Below are 19025 nucleotides of genomic sequence, written 5' to 3' on the forward strand. Positions count from 1 at the left end.
CGTATGACCCTGTTTTCGTTGCTCACTCCGCAAGATCTGATGTTGGCCCTTGTCGTCGCCTTTGTGGCGGGGTGGGTGAAAGGCATGGTCGGGTTTGCCATGCCGATGGTTCTGGTGTCCGGGCTCAGCATGTTCCTGCCGCCTGATCTGGCGATTGCCGGGCTGATCCTGCCGACACTGGTGACCAACGGCGTGCAGGCTCTGCGCGAGGGCGTACCCGCCGCTGTCTCGGCGATCAAACAGTTCCGGGTATTTCTGATGGTCGGGCTTGTGTTCCTGCTGCTTGGCGCTCAGTTGGTCAGCGCAGTGCCTGCCCGGGCCTTCTTGCTGATGATCGGGATTCCGGTCACGTTTTTCGCGCTGATACAGGTGCTGGGGGTGCAGCTTTCGCTTGGCAAACCGTCTGCGCGGATCGAGGCCGGAATCGGTGCGGTTGCCGGGTTTGTCGGCGGGATGTCGGGTATCTGGGGGCCGCCGACCGTTGCCTATCTGACCGCGTTGAACACACCCAAAGCGGTGCAGATGCGTGTGCAGGGGGTGATTTACGGTTTGGGGGCTGTTGCGCTGATGCTGGCGCATCTGGGCTCTGGCATCCTGCGGGCCGAGACGGTGCCGTTTTCGGCGATCCTGATCCTGCCGGCGCTGGCGGGGATGTGGATCGGACTGGGGTTGCAGTCGCGCATCGATCAGGCCGTGTTTCGCAAGGTGACGCTGCTTGTTCTGCTGATCGCAGGCGTGAACCTTTTGCGGCGCGGGGTGCTCGGCTAACTGCGCCTGTCGGCAAACCGGAAGGTATAGTAAAGCCCCAGCATCAGGAAAAACAGGCCCGAGATGTCGCCGATCAGAAAGGCAACGTATTCGACGCGTGCGCTGCCGAATGCCAGGTTGGTCAGGCCAGAAACAAGGAAGGACGTGATGATCCCCACCCCCATGACACAAGACCAGCAGGGTCTGCGGTCCGGTCGGGGAAACAGATCCCAACCGACCCATTTGCACAGATAAAACACGGCTGGCACCGTAGTGACGGCAATCACAATCGCCATCAACCGGCTTGGCAGGAACACGTCACTGCCGCCGAGAAAGGCAAAGACCACAAAGACTCCGGGCAGCAGTGCAAAGATTGCCCGCCACCCCAAAAGCCACGCCGACAGCACCCGCACCCCATGTGGCAGGAACAGCAAGCTGGCCCGACTTGGATATTCAGGAAAGAACACATTCTGAAGCGGCATCAGCACCTCGAATGTAAGGTACGATGCCACCACATACGCCAGTGAGGCACAGAATGTGTCAGTCGCCCACCTGCGCGTGTCGATCATCAGCTACCTTTGCGCAGTTTAAAGGCGTCACTTGGGGGCATGAACGATATACCGGCCCCGGTTGGCGCTGCCGCTTTGCGACAAGTAGCCTTTCTGCACCAAGGATTTCAGTGCACGAAAGAAGGTCGGCCGCGAGACGCTTTTGACAAGTGTGTGCTCAATCAGCCCGAAGGTGCGCACCTCTTCGTCGGATTTGGACAGCTCTTCGGCCGCGTAATAGATGTCGCGCTCAACCGGAGACAGTTGCTCCAGCCCCAGCGTCTGCTCCATGCTCTGCATCAGCTTGCGCAGTTCGGTCAGTTTCGAGATTTCGGTCATATTCTACCCATCGCTTCAAGTGCCGTCAGCCGCATGTCCGCGACGAAAATCGACATACTGAGTTGAGTGTTTTCAGCACGTCTCATCTTGACACTTATTCCCTTTATAATACAGTACTTATTTGATTAGGTTGCTCATTATGCTGATGTGATCGTCTGCTCGAGCTGCCCCAAGGTCTTTTCAAGTTTGGTCCGGTGCAGAATTGCGCCGGACTTTTTCGTCATAATGACGTCATCAAATACCCCACGAACTGTCCTCGGGCAACGCATTTGTAACCGAACTGTGCGCAATACAACCTTGGGGTGATCGCATCGCGATAGACATTCCAAGAAAAAGGGGGCGAAACCGCCCCCTTTTCCGGTTAGCCGATGGCGACGGCTTTGATGTCTTCGTCGATGAAGGGCAGGTACTGTTCGAAGTTCTCGGCGAACATCTGCACCAGTTTTTCCGCCTGTTTGTCGAAGGCGGCTTGGTCGTCCCAGGTGCGGCGCGGGTCCAGCAGAACCTCGGCTACGCCGGGCACCGATACCGGTACGTCAAAGCCGAAATTGGCGTCCTTGCGGAATTCGGCGTCACGCAGCGACCCGTCCAGCGCTGCGGTCAGCAGGGCGCGGGTGGCCTTGATCGGCATCCGCGAACCAACGCCATAGGCACCGCCGGTCCAGCCGGTGTTCACCAGCCAGCAGGTCGCGCCGTGCTGGGCGATCTTGTCCCGCAGCAGGTTGCCATAAGCCTCAGGCCGACGCGGCATGAACGGCGCGCCAAAGCAGGTCGAGAAGGTCGGTTGCGGTTCGGTGATGCCACGCTCGGTTCCGGCCACTTTCGAGGTGAAGCCGGACAGGAAGTGATACATCGCCTGCGCTGGGGTCAGCCGCGCGATCGGAGGCAGAACACCAAACGCATCACAGGTCAGCATGATGATGTTCTTGGGGTGACCGCCCAGAGCGCTGCTGGACGCGTTCGAGATATATTCGAGCGGGTAGGCGCAACGCATGTTCGCGGTCAGCGAGTCGTCGTCGAAATCCAGCTCCTTGGTTTCGGGATCGAAGACCATGTTCTCGATCACGGTGCCGAACTTGCTGGTGGTGGCGTAGATTTCGGGTTCAGCCTCGGCGTTCAGGTTGATCGTCTTGGCATAGCAGCCGCCTTCGAAGTTGAAAGTGCCGCGATCCGACCAGCCATGTTCGTCATCACCGATCAGGGTGCGCGCCGGATCAGCGGACAGGGTGGTCTTGCCCGTGCCCGACAGGCCGAAGAACACGGCGGTGTCGACCGGGTTGCCAACGGCGTGGTTGGCCGAGCAGTGCATCGGCATCACGCCTTTTTCCGGCAACATGTAGTTCAGCAGGGTGAACACGGACTTCTTGTTCTCGCCGGCATATTCGGTGCCGCCGATCAGGATCATCTTGCGATCAAAGTTCAGCGCGATCACGGTCTCGCTGTGGCAGTCGTGCTTGGCCGGGTCGGCCTGGAAGCTGGGGCAGTTGATGACAGTGAAATCAGCGATGAACTCGTTCAGATCCTCGCGATCCGGGCGGCGCAGCAGGTGGCGGATGAACAGGTTGTGCCAAGCCAGCTCGGTGACCATGCGCACGTTGATCGAATAGGCCGGATCGGCACCGCCGACGAGGTCCTGTACGAAATAGTCGCGGCCTTTCATATGGGCCAGCATGTCTTCGTACAGCGCGTCAAAGCCCTCGGGGGTCATCGCGGCGTTGTTTTCCCACCAGATGGTGTCGGCGACGCTGTCGGTCTTGACGACGTGCTTGTCCTTGGGCGAACGGCCGGTGAACTTGCCGGTGGTGACCAGAAAGGCTCCGCCATTGCCAAGTGTGCCTTCGCCGCGCTTCAGCGCCTCTTCGATCAGCGCCGGTTCCATGAAGTTGTAATAGACATTTCCCAGACCCTCGATGCCCTGATCTTCGAGGCGGAATTGCGGGTTAACCCGTCCAGATGTCATGTGTGTCTTCTCCTGTGGCGGCGCGGCGGCTGTTGGGGCCACGTGCGCTCTTGGGGCAGTGTGCCGGGAAAGTCCGGCGGCTGGGCGCCTCTTATCACGGTCGTTTGGGGCATGAACAGGAGGGTTTGCCGCAGTTAGCGCAACCAAGCTCAGGTTTAGCGCCATCAGGAAATTCCTGTCGAAAAACAAGGCACTTTTCCGCGCGGGTTAACGGCTTTTTTGCCGCAGCTATGTGACAAGAAACGCGCGATTCGCAGATACGGATTGATTCGCGGCCATAAAACCGACAAAGATGCCTTACTAATAAGCGAAATATTGCATGAGAGAGCAGGAATAGGGGTATCCCCGATGTCAAAGATTGCACTGGTGGACGATGACAGAAACATTCTGACATCCGTGTCCATGACGCTCGAAGCCGAAGGATTCGAGGTCGAAACTTATAACGACGGGCAAGCAGCCCTGGATGCATTCAACAAGAAACTGCCCGATATGGCCGTGCTGGATATAAAGATGCCGCGCATGGACGGCATGGATTTGCTGCAACGGCTGCGGCAGAAAACCCAGATGCCGGTGATCTTTCTGACGTCGAAGGACGATGAGATCGACGAGGTTCTGGGCCTGCGCATGGGCGCGGATGACTATGTGAAAAAGCCGTTCTCGCAGCGTTTGCTGGTCGAACGCATCCGCGCATTGTTGCGCCGGCAAGAGGCGACGGCGGGCGATGTGACCAATGCCAACACCGGCGATACCAAGGTGATGGAGCGGGGCGACCTGCGGATGGACCCGTTGCGCCATGCGGTCAGCTGGAAGGGTGCGGATGTCTCGTTGACAGTGACTGAGTTCCTGCTGCTGCAGGCGCTGGCGCAGCGTCCGGGCTTTGTCAAAAGCCGCGATCAGCTGATGGATGTGGCCTATGACGATCAGGTTTATGTGGACGACCGGACCATCGACAGCCATATCAAGCGTCTGCGGAAAAAGATGCGGGCGGCAGATCCCGAGTTTTCGGCGATCGAAACGCTCTATGGCATCGGATACAGGTATAACGAAGAATAAGCGTAGCCGCTGAAAAAGGGTAACCGGGTCTGGTGCGCGATACGGAACAAGTGACCAAATTACAGGACGGAGATGTTGTTCTGGGGGATGACTGGGTCATCCCGCAAGATTCCGAGTCTGCCGAACTGCGTGCTACGCGACGGCGGCGCAACCTGTTTTCGCTGCGCGGCTCACCGCTGGCGCGGAAGATCATCACCTTCAACCTGATCGCGCTGGTCATCCTTGTCACCGGCTTGCTGTATCTCGACGATTCCCGTGACGAGCAGGTCCAGCAGACCGCGCGCAACCTGATCGGGGACGCTCAGCTGGTCAGCAACGTGTTCGAGGCCCAGCTGCGTCAGAACCAGGCCGCCAGTTCACCCGAAACGGCCGCGCTGGATGTGAAGGATACGCTTGCAGGCCTCAGCCTTCCCGACGGGGGTGAGGTCTTTGTCTATGACGCTGGCGGAACTCTGATCGGTTGGACGCGGGGGGCATCGGCCTCATCGCAGATGCCGGTTCTTCTGAGGCCTGACGCCGAGGTTCAAACCGGCAGCACACTGATCAGCGACGCGCTGAATGCGGTTTGGACCGGTTTGTCCCGAGTCTTTGCAGGCGGGGGCGGCACTGATGCGCCGACCCTTGCGCAAAGGGTGCAGGAGATCATTCCGCAGGCGCTGCAGGGCCAGATGCAGGTGCAGGCGGTTCAGGATGACATGGGCAAAACCGTCATCGTCAGCGCGGCTCCGATCCTGCTGGACGGGGCACCGGTCGGCGCGGTCGCAATGGCTGGTCCTGCTGGTGAGATTGACGCGCTGGCCCGGCGCGAACAAGAACGCATTCTGCAGATGTTCGTTGTGGCGCTGCTGGTGTCCATCGGGCTCAGCCTTGTGCTGGCCTCGACCATCGCCAACCCGCTGGCCGATCTGGCCGCCGCTGCCGAAATGGGCAAGGATCGCGGTGCCGGGGTCAATCCGGGCCGTATCCGCATCCCCGACCTCAGCGCCCGCCCGGATGAGATCGGGCGCCTCAGCCGCGCGCTGCGGGGGATGGTGACGGCGCTGTATAGTCGCATCGACGCCAACGAACAGTTTGCGGCCGACGTGGCGCATGAGATCAAGAACCCGCTGGCCAGTCTGCAATCGGCGGTGGGCACCCTGCGTATGGTCAAACGCGACGATCAGCGCGACAAGCTGCTGGGCGTGATCGAACATGACGTGCGGCGTCTGGACCGTCTGGTCAGCGACATCTCGAACGCGTCCCGGCTGGATGCAGAACTGGTCAAAGAAGAGGAACAGCCCTTCGACCTGCTCAAACTGCTGGGCAATATCAGCCAGTTTCTGGGCGAAGATGCCCGCGCCAAAGGCATCGACTATATCACCGACCTGCCGTCTCAGCCGATCACGATCAACGGGCTTGAGGCGCGGCTGGCGCAGGTTTTCGTCAACCTGATCACCAACGCGATTTCCTTTTGCGAGGAAAGTGATGCCATTCGGCTTTGGGTGCGGCGGCGCGAAAACCGCGTACTGATCGTGGTCGAGGATACCGGTCCCGGCATTCCGGAACAGGCGTTGACCAAGATATTCAAGCGGTTCTATTCGCAACGCCCGGCCGAGCATTTTGGCAATAACTCGGGTCTTGGCCTTGCGATCTCGAAACAGATCGTCGAAGCGCACGGCGGCGTGATCTGGGCCGAGAATATTCGCCCGACCGAAGCGGATATCACGTCGGACCCGCAAGGCGCGCGTTTCGTCGTGGGCCTCCCCGTATAAGCGCATGAGCGGTCAGACCCTCTTGGACATCCAACAGCAGGACACCGCCATACTCCACGCCACATGTGTTGCCGTTGGTGGGCAGGGTGCCCTGATCCTCGGGCGCTCGGGGACGGGGAAATCGGCGCTGGCCCTGCAGATGATGGCGCTTGGGGCCGAGTTGGTCGGCGATGACCGGGTCGAGCTGCGAATGGCAGGCGACAAGGCCATAGCCGACGCTGCCCCGAACCTGCGCGGGTTGATTGAGGCGCGCGGCCTCGGCTTGCTGCGTGCACATGCTGCGGGGGCGACGCCGGTCCGCTATGTGGTCGACCTTGACCAGATCGAACCGGCGCGCCTGCCAGAGCCGGCAAAAACCGTGGTGCTGAGGCAAACTGTTCCCTTGCTTCGTGCGGGGGGCGTGCCCAATTTAGCTGCGGCACTAATGCAATTGTTGAAGATGGGGCGCGTGGACCCGGAATGGCCCAGCACATGACAACGCAACGGCGCATCGTCCTGGTGACGGGCCCCTCGGGTGCGGGCCGCTCGACGGCGATCCGGGTTCTTGAAGATCTGGGCTTTGAAGCCATCGACAACCTGCCGATGGGCCTTTTGATGCGCTTGCTGGAAGGCCCGCAAAGTGACCGCCCGATGGCACTGGGTATAGACGCGCGCAACCGTGATTTCTCGACCATCGGCTTTATCGAACTGGCTGTCAGGCTGCGGCGGATGGAGCAGGTCGACCTGACGACGCTGTATCTGGATTGCAGTGACGATGTTCTTTTGCGGCGGTTTTCGGAAACCCGTCGCCGGCACCCGGTTGCAGCGGATGCCAGTCCGGAAACCGGTGTGCGTCAGGAAAAGGAATTGCTGGCCCCGATCCGTGAAATCGCCGATATCCTGATCGACACCAGCCCGCTGAACATTCACCAACTGCGCCAGGAGGTCGAACGCTGGTTCGCCCCGCAGGGTGGGCGGCACCTGTCGGTGGCCATCGAATCCTTTTCGTACAAGCGCGGTCTGCCGCGGGGCCTGGACATGGTGTTCGACTGCCGGTTTCTGGCCAATCCCTATTGGCGGCCCGAGTTGCGGGCAGAAGATGGTCGAAACCCGGACGTGGCGCACTATGTTCAGTCGGATACGAACTACGCGCCGTTTTTCGACCGGGTGGTTGACCTGCTGAAAGTCCTGCTGCCGACCTTCCGGGCCGAAGGCAAAGCGCACCTGTCCGTGGCCTTTGGCTGTACCGGAGGGCAACACAGATCGGTGGCAATGGCCGAAGCGGTTGCAAAGGCCCTTGCAGAAGAGGGGCAGCAAGTGGCAATTAGGCACCGCGAAATGGAACGACGATCATTGAATGTGAGGCCGGATTGATCGGGATTGTACTCGTAGCACATGGGGGGCTGGCGCAGGAATACCTGGCCGCCATGCAGCATGTGGTCGGAAAGCAATCCGGCCTGGCCGCGATTTCGATCGAGCCCGATCACGATCGCGAGGCCAAGCAGGCCGAGATTTGCGCCGCTGCCGACAGTGTTGATGCCGGGGATGGCGTGGTTGTCGTGACCGACCTGTTCGGAGGCAGCCCGTCGAATCTGAGCCTGCGGGCCTGCGCGCCGCAGGACCGTCGCATCCTTTACGGTGCAAATCTGCCTATGTTGATTAAATTGGCTAAAACCCGCCACCTGCCCATTGCTGATGCGGTGCGGCAGGCGATGGAGGCTGGACGCAAATATATCAATGCGCAAAATGTGACATTACAAGAAGACCGGATTGATTAAGAATGACCAATCGAAGCCTGAAAATCATTAATGAAAAAGGTTTGCACGCCCGCGCCTCGGCCAAGCTGGTTGAGGTGGTCGAGGGCTTTGACGCGCAGGCCGAGGTTTCCAAGGACGGCTTTTCTGCATCGGGCGACAGTATTATGGGCCTTTTGATGTTGGCAGCCTCTCGCGGAACGACTATTGACGTCGAGACGTCCGGACCGGATGCTGAGGCGTTGGCTGATGCATTGGAAACCCTGGTGAACGACAAGTTCGGGGAAGGGTTCTGACCAGACCAGCCGCGATACGAAGAACGGGAAGACCAGGAATTGGCGGAAACGACGCACGAGACCAAGACAGGCCCGATGGTGGATGGGACAGCGGACCAGGGCGAAATCTACGACCGTAGAACCCTGACCTACGCGAACTCGTTCGATGATGCCTGGACGTCCACGGCCATTCGCGCCATCGAATGGTGCACGGGCAAGCTGACCATCCTGCGCATGGTCAACAAGTTCGAGAAAAAGAACGAATACTATCGCGGCCAGCGGTTCTGGGGCGGTGCGCTCGAGGTCATGGGCATCGACCTGACCACGCCGGAAGAGCAGATTGCCCGCATCCCGAAAGAAGGCCCCGTGGTCGTGGTGGCGAACCACCCTCATGGCATGGTCGACGGCATGATTTTCGCCGAGCTGATCGGTCGGGTGCGCAGCGACTATCGCATCCTAACCCGCTCGGTCCTGACAGGGCTGGACGAAGCGGCCACCTCGTTCATGATTCCGGTGCCGTTCCCGCATGACCCCGAAGCACAGGCCAAGATGCTGGAAATGCGCGGCAAGGCGATGGACCATCTGAAAGAGGGCGGCGTTGTGGCCCTGTTCCCATCGGGCGTGGTGATGTCCTCGGACGACTGGTTCGGCCCGGCGCAGGAACGCGAATGGAACGTGTTCACCGCCAAAATGATCCGCCGCTCCGGGGCACGGGTTGTTCCGATTTTCTTTCCTGGCAGCAACTCGCGCGCTTATCAGATCGCCAACAAGCTGTCACCGATCCTGCGGCAGGGGCTTTTGCTGCATGAAATCGTACGCTCCTGCAACAAACCGCAATCCCCGGTGATCGGCGATCCGATCTCGGACGAGGATATGCAGTTGTTGGAACGCGACCCGCGCGGCTTCATGGCTTGGCTCAGAAAGCACACACTGTCGCTGGGCCAGTCAATCAAACGCTGATCCGCCTCTTCATCTGGCCAAAAATATCCTGGGGGTGAGCCCGGATAAAATCCGGGCGAGGGGGCTGGCCCCCTCTGCCTTAACGTGTCGGAACCGGAACCTCGCCCCGGTAATCATAAAACCCACGCTCGGTTTTGCGGCCCAGCCACCCGGCTTCGACATATTTGGTCAGCAACGGGCAAGGGCGGTACTTGGTATCGGCCAATCCGTCATGCAACACGTTCATGATCGCCAGACAGGTGTCCAACCCGATGAAATCGGCCAGTTCCAGCGGCCCCATCGGATGGTTCGCGCCCAGCTTCATCGACTGGTCGATGGACTGCACGTTGCCGACACCTTCATACAAGGTGTAGACCGCCTCGTTGATCATCGGCATCAGGATGCGGTTCACGATAAAGGCGGGGAAATCCTCGGCGCTGGCGGCGGTCTTGCCCAGACGGTCCACCACCGCCTTGCAGGTGCCGAATGTCTCTTCGTCCGTGGCGATGCCGCGGATCAGTTCGACCAATTGCATCACCGGCACCGGGTTCATGAAGTGGAACCCCATGAACTTTTCCGGTCGGTCCGTGCGGCTGGCCAGGCGTGTGATCGAGATCGACGAGGTGTTCGAGGTCAGTATCGTATGCGGCTGCAGATGCGGCTGCAGGTCCTCGAAAATGGCCTGCTTGATCGTCTCACGCTCGGTGGCGGCTTCGATCACCAGATCCGTCTGACCCAGTTCCGGTAGCTGCAGCGTGGTCTTGATCCGGCCCATTGCGGCTTGCATCGCCTCATCGGTGATTTTCCCGCGCGAGGCCTGGCGCGCCATATTGCCTTCAATCGTCGCTACGGCAGCGTTCAGCGCGTCCTGGTTCACATCGGTGAGCAGAACGTCATAGTCCGCCAGCGCCAGAACATGGGCGATACCGTTACCCATCTGGCCCGCGCCGATCACTCCGACTGATTTTACATCCATTTTCTGAGGCCTCTGTGTCTCGGGGTTGCGAGGACAGTATCGGCAGATCGGTGGGGGCGGCAAGGGGATCGAACCCATCCAATTTGCTTCAAATGCGCACATTAGCACTTTCTAAAGACATGGGGCTGCAAGATGGCAACCGGGTGAAAAATGGGTGAGTGTTATGAGCTATCATCAAACAGGCTCGGCGGGGGCCGGGCATGACGTATGCCAATACGGAGATTCGCGTCTTTGGTTCCGCGGGCCGGAACGGTCCTTGGACACGGCCTATATGGTCTGCGCCGGCGGGGATGAGACCTATGGCAGGTTTGTCGAACGCCCCTTTGCGGCGATTCTCGAAGACCGGCTGGACCGGCGGTGCCTGAATTTGGGCAGTTTGTTTTGTGGGCTGGACGCGCTCTGCGGTGATGCGGGGCTGTTCTCACTTCTGAACGGGGCAGAGCTGTGCATTCTGCAGGCCCCGGGCGTCCTGAGCCAGTCGAATCACTTTTATCGCGTCCATCCCCGGCGCAATGACCGGGTACTGGCTCCAACACCGGATTTGATCGATCTGTACCCCGAGGTGGATTTTGCCGATGTCCATTTCGTGTGCCACCTGATGCGCCTGCTGCAGGGCTATCAGGACGCCCGTTTCGAGGTTGTGGCCGAAGAGTTGCGCCGAAACTGGGTTCAAAAAATCAGCGATCTGCTGGGCAGGCTTGAGACACCGGTCATTCTGCTGGGCCTGCGCGTCTTGCAGGACAACGACAATCAGCGGGTTCCGGTCACCGTCACGGACGAGATGCTGGAGGCCGTCCGGCCGCTCATCACCAACTGTGTCGAGGTTGCGGCCCATGTGTCCGGTCAATCTGATGAACTTGAGGACATGCTGTTCGGCACCCTGCAACAGCCGATGGCCGAGCACATGATTGGCCCTGCCGCACATAAGACCATTGCCGATGCATTGGTTGGTCCAATTCGGAACCTGAATTGAAAAAGGCCCGCCTTTTGGGCGGGCCTTTCAAGGTTTCTCTAAGAAAAACCTAATCCTATGATCAGCCGAGTTTCTCGGTCAGTTCCGGCACGGCGTCGAACAGGTCGGCAACCAGACCGAAGTCAGCCACCTGGAAGATCGGGGCTTCTTCGTCCTTGTTGATCGCAACGATGACCTTCGAGTCCTTCATGCCCGCCAGGTGCTGGATCGCGCCCGAGATTCCGACGGCGACATACAGGTCCGGGGCAACAACCTTGCCGGTCTGACCCACCTGCCAGTCGTTCGGGGCATAGCCCGAGTCAACAGCCGCACGCGACGCGCCAACAGCGGCGCCCAGCTTGTCGGCTAGGGTTTCGATCAGTTTGAAGTCCTCTTCCGAGCCGACACCACGGCCGCCCGAGACAACCACGCCAGCCGAGGTCAGTTCGGGGCGGTCACTCTCGGCCACCTTATCCTCGACCCAGGACGACAGACCGGGGTTTTCACCGACCGAGATGGTCTCGACAGCCGCCGAACCACCTTCGCCCGCCGCGTCAAAGCTGGCGGTACGCAGGGTGACAACCTTCTTGGCGTCGTTCGACTTTACGGTCTGGATCGCGTTGCCCGCATAGATCGGACGCTCGAAGGTCGAACCGTCAACCACGCCGGATGCATCCGAGATGACCATCACGTCCAGCAGCGCGGCAACGCGCGGCATGACGTTCTTGGCGTCGGTGGTGGCGGGGGCAACGATGTGCTCGTACCCGTCAGCCAGCGACACGATCAGCGCTGCGGTCGATTCCGCCAGGCGGTGACCCAGCGAGGCGTCTTCGGCAACCAGAACCTTGGACACGCCATCGATCTTGGCAGCGGCCTCACCAGCGGCGGCGGCAGAACCACCCGCGGCCAGAACGGTGATGTCACCCAGACCCTTTGCGGCGTTGACGGCCTTGGCGGTGGCGTCCATCGACAGCTCACCATTGTTGACTTCAGCGAGAAGAAGAACAGCCATTACACAGCCCCCGCTTCTTTGAGTTTCTCGACCAGCTCGTCGACCGAGCCCACGACGATACCGGCGGCACGTGCCGGCGGCTCTTCGGTTTTGACAATCTCCAGACGCGGCGAGACGTCGACGCCGTAATCGGCGGCAGTTTTCTCATCCAGCGGCTTTTTCTTCGCCTTCATGATGTTCGGCAGCGACGCATAGCGCGGCTCGTTCAGGCGCAGGTCGACGGTCACGATGGTCGGCATCTTGACCGAGATGGTCTGCAGGCCGCCGTCAACCTCACGGGTGATCTTGGCGCTGTCGCCTTCGATGTCCAGCTCGGACGCGAAGGTGCCTTGCGACCAGCCCAGCAGGGCCGACAGCATCTGGCCGGTGGCGTTCATGTCGTTGTCGATCGCCTGCTTGCCCGCCAGAACGATGCCCGGCTGCTCTTCCTCGACCACTTTGGCCAGGATTTTCGCAACGGACAGAGGTTCGATATCGGTGTGCACGTCATCGGTTGCAACAACCAGGATCGCGCGGTCGGCGCCCATGGCCAGCGCGGTCCGCAGGGTTTCCTGCGCCTGCTTGACGCCGATCGAAACGACAACAACTTCGTCAGCCTTGCCCGCTTCTTTCAGGCGGATCGCCTCTTCCACCGCGATCTCGTCGAACGGGTTCATCGACATTTTGACATTGGCGAGATCGACACCGCTACCGTCCGCCTTGACGCGAACCTTAACGTTATAGTCAATCACGCGTTTGACAGGCACGAGTACCTTCATTTTGCGCTTGCTCCTCACAAAAAACGGTAAGCCGCGTTGCGACTCCACCAATGCTCTCGGACGTTTGAATAACGTCTGAATTCGCCGCGCAACAGAGCAAAATCGTCACGTCATGGGTTTGGGACGTCGCGTTTCGTGTTTTTTGACGCTGCGGCCCGAAACTTAGCGGTTCGCGCCGGGGATCCACAGCACATCCCGCGTGCCGTTTTCATTGGCGCAGCGCGCGGCCACGAAGAACCAGTCGCTGAGGCGGTTGAGGTACTTCACCGCGACCTCGTTCACCGGCTCCATGTTGGTCAGTTCCACGGCCAGCCGCTCGGCCCGGCGCGATACGGTCCGGCATACATGAAGCTGCGCCGCCAACCGCGACCCGCCCGGCAGGATGAAACTGCGCAACGGCTCCAGAGATTCGTTCATGGCGTCGATTTCAGCCTCGAGCCGGTCGATCTGAGAGGCAACGACGCGCAGGGGCGGATAGTCGGCCTCGGCATCCTTTTCCATTTCGGGGCGGCAGAAGTCGGCGCCCAGATCGAACAGGTCGTTCTGAATGCGCGACAGGGCGGCATCGACATCGCCTTCGGCCTCGGTACGGGCCACGCCGACAAAGGCATTCAGCTCGTCCACGGTGCCATAGGCGGCCACGCGACCGGAATATTTTGCAACCCGCTCACCATTGCCAAGCGCCGTCTTCCCGTCATCACCGGTGCGGGTGTAAATCTTGTTCAGAACGACCATTTACTGTGCTCCTTGTCCGCGCAGCCAGACGTAGAGCACGATCAGCACCACGGCAATGAACTGAAACAGGATGCGCAGCTGCATCATCCTGTTGCTTTTCATCGCGGCGCTTTTTCCGCTTTTGCCGAAGTTTGAGATGCCAATCGCCAGCACGACGACCACCGCCGCCATAGCCAACAGCAAAACGACCATCAAAAGGTCCATGGGTGCACCGTCCGCGTTTCTTGTTTCGTTGGTCTACCATCTAGACCCACAGGGCCAAAAAGCGAACGGTTAATTTCGCCTCAGACGTCCGAGAGGATGCGATCGATGGTACGGGTCGGCAGGATGCGACGCAGGCATCCGGCGATATAAGTAGGGGTCGTCACATAGTACCGCGCCCGGGGGCGTTTTGACCCGACCGCATGGGCCAGCTTGTCTGTCACGGCCGAGGCCGGCAGCTCGAACCGGTCGGGCCCCGAGGATTCGTACAGTCTTTTCAACAGGGACGCCTCGTACCGTTCGCGCAGGGCCGAATTCTGCCAATTGATGAACCGTTCGAAAAACGGGATCGAGTTTTCGCGGATCTTCGAGGTGATCGGGCCGGGTTCAATCAGAATGACCTTGATGTCGGTGTCGGCCAGTTCCAGGCGCAGCGTGTCCGTCAGACCTTCGACAGCGTATTTCGTGGCCACGTAAGCCCCGCGCCAGGGAAAGGCCACAAAACCGAGGACCGAGGAGTTCTGAACGATTCGCCCATGCCCCTGCGCCCGCATGACCGGAATCACCTGCCGGGTCAGTTCATGCCAGCCAAAGAAGTTGGATTCGAATATCGCGCGCAGACCCTCTGTCGGCAGGTCCTCGACCGCGCCGGGCAAGCCATGCGCGCCGTTGTTGAACAGTGCGTCCAGCGTGCCGCCGGTGGCCTCCAGAACCTCAGCAAGGCCCGAGGTGATGCTGTCTGCGTCGGTGTAATCAATCTGCGGGCTTTCGAATCCCTGCGCCCTCAGGCGGTCGCAATCGCGCTGCTGGCGGCAGGACGCAAACACCCGCCATCCACGCGCACGCATCCCATGGGCCGCGTCCAGGCCAATGCCCGAGGAGCAACCGGTGATAAGAATGGTCTTTTGCATGATCTTCCTGACTTTGAACCTGCGCCTAAGCTATGGCGCGGTTCGGGTCAGGACAATGACAGCACGACGTCAGTTCCGGGTTTTTCGTACCAGCGAGGCAGAAACCCACCCGACCTGTTGCTGCGGCAACACGCGCAGGCGCAGCCAGCCGGTGCCGGATTCGCTCAGCACTTCGACCTGCTGGCCGATGGTGGCCTTGCCGATGATCGGATAGATCGTGCCCGGCCCGTCGCGCATGTTCACGCGGGTGCCCGAGATTTCACGCATGTCCTTTTCCGGCTCGGGGAGGGCGGGCGTTTCCGCCACATCGTTCTGAACCTCGTCGGTGGTCTGGCTCAGACCGGCTACGCCGTCCTCAAGCGAGGCCAGCGTAATGTTGGCGCTCTGGTCTTCGAACACCGACAGGGTCGAGAAAGATTCGAGCGTGGCGTCATCGGCCACGAACTCGACCACCTCGTCCACCGCCGATTCCGGCTGAATGCGCAGGGTCGGAACGCGGGCCGCGACATTGGTCACAAGCTCTTCGGCGCGGGCAGGGGCGACAGATGGATTCGGAGCCGAGGCGATGCGAACGGGTTGTTCGGCCCGCAGGCCACGCGGTTCGAAATCCGGTCCACCGCTCATTACGTAAAAGCACCAACCAAGTGCAGCGAAAGTCATAACAATAAGGCGCGTCATGGCGCATCCCCCGGCAATCGTAAGAAACAACAAATAGGCAGTAGTCTAATCCGTTCAGGGTAACATAATTCGGGGGGCGTGTCGAAAAACCGGGGAAATCCGGGGGTTGCCTCCCCCTGTTGCAAAAAGCGCCACTTGTCCCCAGCAAAATATGCGCTGCTTGCTTTACCAAGGCGCTCTTGCGGCGTATCACATCATATATGAACGATACGATCGACGACCCCAACATGGAGGCCCCCGGGAACGGGGGCGAGGTAGCTGAACCGCTGCGCCGCGCGATTGGCGAACGCTATCTGACCTATGCGCTGTCCACCATCATGCACCGGGCTTTGCCTGATGCGCGCGATGGTCTGAAGCCGGTTCACCGGCGAATCCTATATGCGATGCGCGAGCTGCGACTCAGCGCGACGGGTGGGTTCCGGAAATCCGCCAAGATTTCGGGCGACGTGATGGGTAACTACCACCCGCATGGCGACGCCGCGATTTACGACGCAATGGCGCGTTTGGCGCAGGATTTTAACGTCCGTTATCCGCTGGTGGACGGGCAGGGGAATTTCGGCAATATCGACGGCGATAACCCGGCGGCCTCGCGATATACCGAAGCACGGATGACCATCGTGGCCGAGGCGCTGCTTGAGGGCCTGAACGAGGACGCCGTCGATTTCCGCGACAACTATGATGGCACCCTGACCGAGCCGGTCGTGCTGCCCGCGCAGTTCCCGAACCTGCTGGCCAACGGCTCCAGCGGTATCGCGGTCGGCATGGCGACGAATATTCCGCCGCACAATATTTCTGAGCTGTGCGACGCCTGCCTGCATCTGATCAAGGTGCCAGAGGCCCGCGACGATACGCTGCTGAACTACGTGCCCGGTCCGGACTTCCCGACCGGCGGCGTGATTGTCGAACCGCCCGAGAACATCGCGCAAGCCTATCGCACCGGGCGTGGATCGTTCCGCCTGCGCTGTAAGTTCGAGGTCGAAGATCTGGGCCGTGGTCAGTGGCAGATCGTGGTCACCGAGATTCCCTATCAGGTTCAGAAATCCAAGCTGATCGAAAAGATCGCCGAGCTGATCCAGACCAAGAAAATCCCGATCCTTGCGGATGTGCGTGACGAATCCGCCGACGATATCCGCCTGATCCTCGAACCGCGTTCCAAGAACGTGGACCCCGAGGTGCTGATGGGGATGCTCTATCGCAACTCGGACCTTGAGGTGCGGTTCAGCCTGAACATGAACGTGCTGATCGACGGCGTGACGCCCAAGGTCTGCTCGATGAAGGAAGTGCTGCGCGCCTTCCTCGATCACCGGCAAGAGGTGCTGATCCGCCGCTCGCGTCACCGTCTGGGCAAGATCGATCATCGTCTGGAGGTTCTGGAGGGCTTTATCATCGCCTTCCTGAACCTCGACCGCGTGATCGACATTATCCGCTATGACGACGACCCCAAAGCCGCGCTGATGCGCGAGGATTGGGGCATTACCCATGTTCGCGCGACCAGTGAGGCGGATTATGTCTCGCCCAAGCCGGGCGAGGGTGAGCTGTCCGAGGTTCAGGTCGACGCCATCCTGAACATGCGCCTGCGCTCCTTGCGTCGTCTCGAAGAGATGGAGCTGGTCCGTGAACGCGATGCGTTGATGGAAGAGCGCGCCAATCTCGAGGACCTGCTTGCCGATCCCGCCCTGCAATGGGCCAAGATCGCCGAGCAGTTGAAAGAGACTAAGAAGACCTTCGGCAAAGACTACGAAGGCGGCGCGCGCCGGACCCAGTTTGCCGAGGCCGGGCAGGTCGAAGAAGTTCCGCTTGAAGCGATGATCGACAAGGAACCGATCACGGTCGTCTGCTCTCAAATGGGCTGGATTCGCGCTATGACCGGTCATATCGACCTGAAGCGTGAGCTGAAGTTCAAGGATGGTGACGGCCCACGTTTCATCTTCCACGCAGAGACCACGGATCGCCTGCTGGTATTTGCTTCGAACGGGCGATTCTACACGGTCAGCGCCTCCAACCTGCCTGGTGGGCGGGGCATGGGTGAGCCGCTGCGCCTGATGGTCGATCTACCGAACGAGGCGCAGATCATCGACATCCTGATCCACAAGCCGGGGCGCAAGCTGCTGGTGGCCTCGGACGCGGGCAACGGCTTCATGGTGCCTGAAGATGAGGTGCTGGCCCAAACCCGCAACGGCAAACAGGTTCTGAACGTCAAAGGCGACGAAACCGCGATGATCTGTAAGCCGGTCGCAGGCGACCACGTGGCCGTGGTGTCCCAGAACGGCAAGTTCCTCGTCTTCCCGACCGAGGACCTGCCCGAGATGACCCGCGGCAAAGGTGTGCGCCTGCAGAAGTATAACATGGCACGCGGGCGTCAGGGGACGCTGGAGCTGGATGGCGGTCTGTCGGACCTGACGACCTTCAACTGGGAAGAGGGTCTGAAATGGTCCATGGGCGGTGACAAAACCCGACACGAAGCCGACATGTCCCAATGGCTGGCCAAGCGTGCCAGCGTCGGGAAAAAGCCGCCCTACGGCTTCCCGCGCGATTATAAATTCTCGTGATCGGACACGCGCTTCAGGTAGAATTTCGCCGATACGGCTTGGCACAGGCCGTATCGGTGCGCTAGATCAAAGCAAAACAGGCCTATCGAGAAGAGACCATGTTGCGCATTCTGACCTTGATCACCGGACTGGCCCTGATGGGCGCTTGCACCCAGACACAGGTTTACGAAGAACCTGAGTCGTTGGGTGAGTTCAAGCTGAGGGTCAACTACGCCTTTGCCGACAAGGCGGTTCAGGGGCCGGTGTCGCGTGACGCCACGCCGGGTGAATGGACCGAGGCCATTCAGAATGCAGTTGATATTCGACTTGGCCGGTACGAGGGCGCACAAGAATACGACATCGGCATCAGCCTCGAAGGTTATATGCTGGCTCCTCCGGGCATCCCGGTGATCTACAACCCGCGCAGCACCGCCATTGTGCTTGTGAACGTCTACGACGTGAACAAGAAAGAGTTCCTTGCCAAGGGAAAGCAGTTTCAGGTGCTGGAGGACACGACCGGCGGCAGCGCGTTCAAGGGCTCGGGCCATGAGCGCACCAAAGAGGAACAAATGAGCGGTCTCGCTCTCAAAGTGGCCGACCGGGTCGAAGAGTGGTTGGCCGAAGAACATGAAGAGAACGGCTGGTTCGATCGGCGCCCGGACCTGATCCAGCCGCTGGAATCCGACGTGTTGACGCAAAATCCGGCATCGTAAACGGGTTTTAACGCAGGATGTGCTTGATTTTCCCCTTTGAACCAAATATCTCGCGCGCGCAGATGTAACCACGGGACCAAGGGTCCCCCAAATCGCAAAAGGGTGCCTGAGGAATGGCAAAGGAAAAGTTTGAGCGTACAAAACCGCACGTCAACATCGGCACGATTGGCCACGTTGACCATGGTAAAACGACGCTGACCGCAGCGATCACCAAGT

22 protein-coding genes are annotated in these 19025 nt (G+C 60.1%); 12 read left to right on the forward strand and 10 right to left on the reverse strand.

The features are described from left to right. Window positions 1-3: 3 nt before the first annotated feature. Window positions 4-768, forward strand: a complete 765-nt coding sequence (locus ACR0NT_RS13930) for a sulfite exporter TauE/SafE family protein (protein ID WP_170674039.1) — start codon at window positions 4-6, stop codon at window positions 766-768. Here the strand turns inward: ACR0NT_RS13930 and ACR0NT_RS13935 are convergent. From ACR0NT_RS13935 to ACR0NT_RS13945, 3 genes are all read right to left on the reverse strand, one after another. Then, window positions 765-1316, reverse strand: a complete 552-nt coding sequence (locus ACR0NT_RS13935) for a hypothetical protein (RefSeq protein WP_480443242.1) — start codon at window positions 1314-1316, stop codon at window positions 765-767. The two genes, ACR0NT_RS13930 and ACR0NT_RS13935, sit on opposite strands and share 4 nt — an antisense overlap. A gap of 27 nt (window positions 1317-1343) precedes the next feature. After that, complete coding sequence (locus tag ACR0NT_RS13940; RefSeq protein WP_170448080.1) at window positions 1344-1634, reverse strand: hypothetical protein; 291 nt, start codon at window positions 1632-1634, stop codon at window positions 1344-1346. A gap of 361 nt (window positions 1635-1995) precedes the next feature. Then, entirely contained in the window at window positions 1996-3594 is a 1599-nt protein-coding gene (locus ACR0NT_RS13945) for a phosphoenolpyruvate carboxykinase (protein WP_170674037.1), read from the reverse strand. A gap of 348 nt (window positions 3595-3942) precedes the next feature. On the opposite strand from ACR0NT_RS13945, the gene ACR0NT_RS13950 reads away from it, so the two are divergent. From ACR0NT_RS13950 to ACR0NT_RS13980, 7 genes are read left to right on the forward strand one after another with little or no spacing between them, the layout of a single operon-like run. After that, window positions 3943-4647, forward strand: coding sequence for a response regulator transcription factor (locus tag ACR0NT_RS13950; protein ID WP_170448085.1), 705 nt, complete (start codon window positions 3943-3945; stop codon window positions 4645-4647). A 32-nt stretch (window positions 4648-4679) separates the two neighbouring features. Continuing rightward, on the forward strand, window positions 4680-6398 hold the full coding sequence (locus ACR0NT_RS13955) for a sensor histidine kinase (protein ID WP_170448087.1): 1719 nt from the start codon (window positions 4680-4682) through the stop codon (window positions 6396-6398). Between the two features lie 4 nt (window positions 6399-6402). Continuing rightward, entirely contained in the window at window positions 6403-6873 is a 471-nt protein-coding gene (locus ACR0NT_RS13960) for an HPr kinase/phosphatase C-terminal domain-containing protein (protein WP_170448089.1), read from the forward strand. Then, window positions 6870-7751: an RNase adapter RapZ gene (rapZ, locus tag ACR0NT_RS13965; RefSeq protein WP_480443245.1), complete on the forward strand. Its 882-nt coding sequence runs from the start codon at window positions 6870-6872 to the stop codon at window positions 7749-7751. The genes ACR0NT_RS13960 and rapZ overlap by 4 nt, the downstream gene beginning before the upstream one ends. Beyond that, the gene (locus tag ACR0NT_RS13970; protein ID WP_170674033.1) at window positions 7748-8155 is read left to right on the forward strand and encodes a PTS sugar transporter subunit IIA domain-containing protein; all 408 of its coding nucleotides are present in this window, start codon (window positions 7748-7750) and stop codon (window positions 8153-8155) included. Before rapZ ends, ACR0NT_RS13970 begins: the two co-directional genes overlap by 4 nt. Before the next feature lie 2 nt (window positions 8156-8157). Continuing rightward, window positions 8158-8427 (forward strand): HPr family phosphocarrier protein, encoded by a 270-nt coding sequence (locus ACR0NT_RS13975; RefSeq protein ID WP_170328297.1) that lies wholly within the window; start codon window positions 8158-8160, stop codon window positions 8425-8427. A gap of 39 nt (window positions 8428-8466) precedes the next feature. Next, window positions 8467-9366: a lysophospholipid acyltransferase family protein gene (locus ACR0NT_RS13980; protein ID WP_170674031.1), complete on the forward strand. Its 900-nt coding sequence runs from the start codon at window positions 8467-8469 to the stop codon at window positions 9364-9366. Window positions 9367-9445: 79 nt separating this feature from the next. On the opposite strand, the gene ACR0NT_RS13985 is transcribed toward ACR0NT_RS13980, so the two are convergent. After that, the gene (locus ACR0NT_RS13985) at window positions 9446-10321 is read right to left on the reverse strand and encodes a 3-hydroxybutyryl-CoA dehydrogenase (RefSeq protein WP_170448098.1); all 876 of its coding nucleotides are present in this window, start codon (window positions 10319-10321) and stop codon (window positions 9446-9448) included. A gap of 163 nt (window positions 10322-10484) precedes the next feature. Here ACR0NT_RS13985 and ACR0NT_RS13990 point away from each other — a divergent pair, with 163 nt between their 5' ends. Continuing rightward, window positions 10485-11294, forward strand: coding sequence for a DUF6473 family protein (locus ACR0NT_RS13990; protein ID WP_480443249.1), 810 nt, complete (start codon window positions 10485-10487; stop codon window positions 11292-11294). Between the two features lie 61 nt (window positions 11295-11355). Here the strand turns inward: ACR0NT_RS13990 and ACR0NT_RS13995 are convergent, their stop codons facing one another. The 6 genes from ACR0NT_RS13995 to ACR0NT_RS14020 all read right to left on the reverse strand — a co-directional run bounded on the left by ACR0NT_RS13995 (window position 11356) and on the right by ACR0NT_RS14020 (window position 15568). Continuing rightward, the gene (locus tag ACR0NT_RS13995; RefSeq protein WP_170448100.1) at window positions 11356-12285 is read right to left on the reverse strand and encodes an electron transfer flavoprotein subunit alpha/FixB family protein; all 930 of its coding nucleotides are present in this window, start codon (window positions 12283-12285) and stop codon (window positions 11356-11358) included. Beyond that, on the reverse strand, window positions 12285-13043 hold the full coding sequence (locus tag ACR0NT_RS14000; protein ID WP_170448102.1) for an electron transfer flavoprotein subunit beta/FixA family protein: 759 nt from the start codon (window positions 13041-13043) through the stop codon (window positions 12285-12287). Before ACR0NT_RS14000 ends, ACR0NT_RS13995 begins: the two co-directional genes overlap by 1 nt. Window positions 13044-13205: 162 nt before the next feature. Next, complete coding sequence (locus ACR0NT_RS14005) at window positions 13206-13778, reverse strand: cob(I)yrinic acid a,c-diamide adenosyltransferase (RefSeq protein ID WP_170674029.1); 573 nt, start codon at window positions 13776-13778, stop codon at window positions 13206-13208. After that, the gene (locus ACR0NT_RS14010; protein ID WP_170448106.1) at window positions 13779-13982 is read right to left on the reverse strand and encodes a twin transmembrane helix small protein; all 204 of its coding nucleotides are present in this window, start codon (window positions 13980-13982) and stop codon (window positions 13779-13781) included. Window positions 13983-14062: 80 nt separating this feature from the next. Next, window positions 14063-14890 (reverse strand): SDR family NAD(P)-dependent oxidoreductase, encoded by an 828-nt coding sequence (locus ACR0NT_RS14015; protein WP_170674027.1) that lies wholly within the window; start codon window positions 14888-14890, stop codon window positions 14063-14065. 69 nt (window positions 14891-14959) lie between these two features. After that, complete coding sequence (locus tag ACR0NT_RS14020; protein WP_480443252.1) at window positions 14960-15568, reverse strand: SH3 domain-containing protein; 609 nt, start codon at window positions 15566-15568, stop codon at window positions 14960-14962. A gap of 200 nt (window positions 15569-15768) precedes the next feature. On the opposite strand from ACR0NT_RS14020, the gene ACR0NT_RS14025 reads away from it, so the two are divergent. The 3 genes from ACR0NT_RS14025 to ACR0NT_RS14035 all read left to right on the forward strand — a co-directional run. After that, window positions 15769-18117, forward strand: coding sequence for a DNA topoisomerase IV subunit A (locus ACR0NT_RS14025; protein WP_170674025.1), 2349 nt, complete (start codon window positions 15769-15771; stop codon window positions 18115-18117). A gap of 98 nt (window positions 18118-18215) precedes the next feature. Continuing rightward, window positions 18216-18809: a hypothetical protein gene (locus tag ACR0NT_RS14030; RefSeq protein WP_170674024.1), complete on the forward strand. Its 594-nt coding sequence runs from the start codon at window positions 18216-18218 to the stop codon at window positions 18807-18809. Window positions 18810-18922: 113 nt separating this feature from the next. Next, window positions 18923-19025: GTP-binding protein (locus ACR0NT_RS14035; RefSeq protein WP_377181647.1), on the forward strand; the 103-nt coding region annotated here is incomplete at its 3' end.

The organism is Ruegeria sp. AB10, assembly GCF_056542745.1.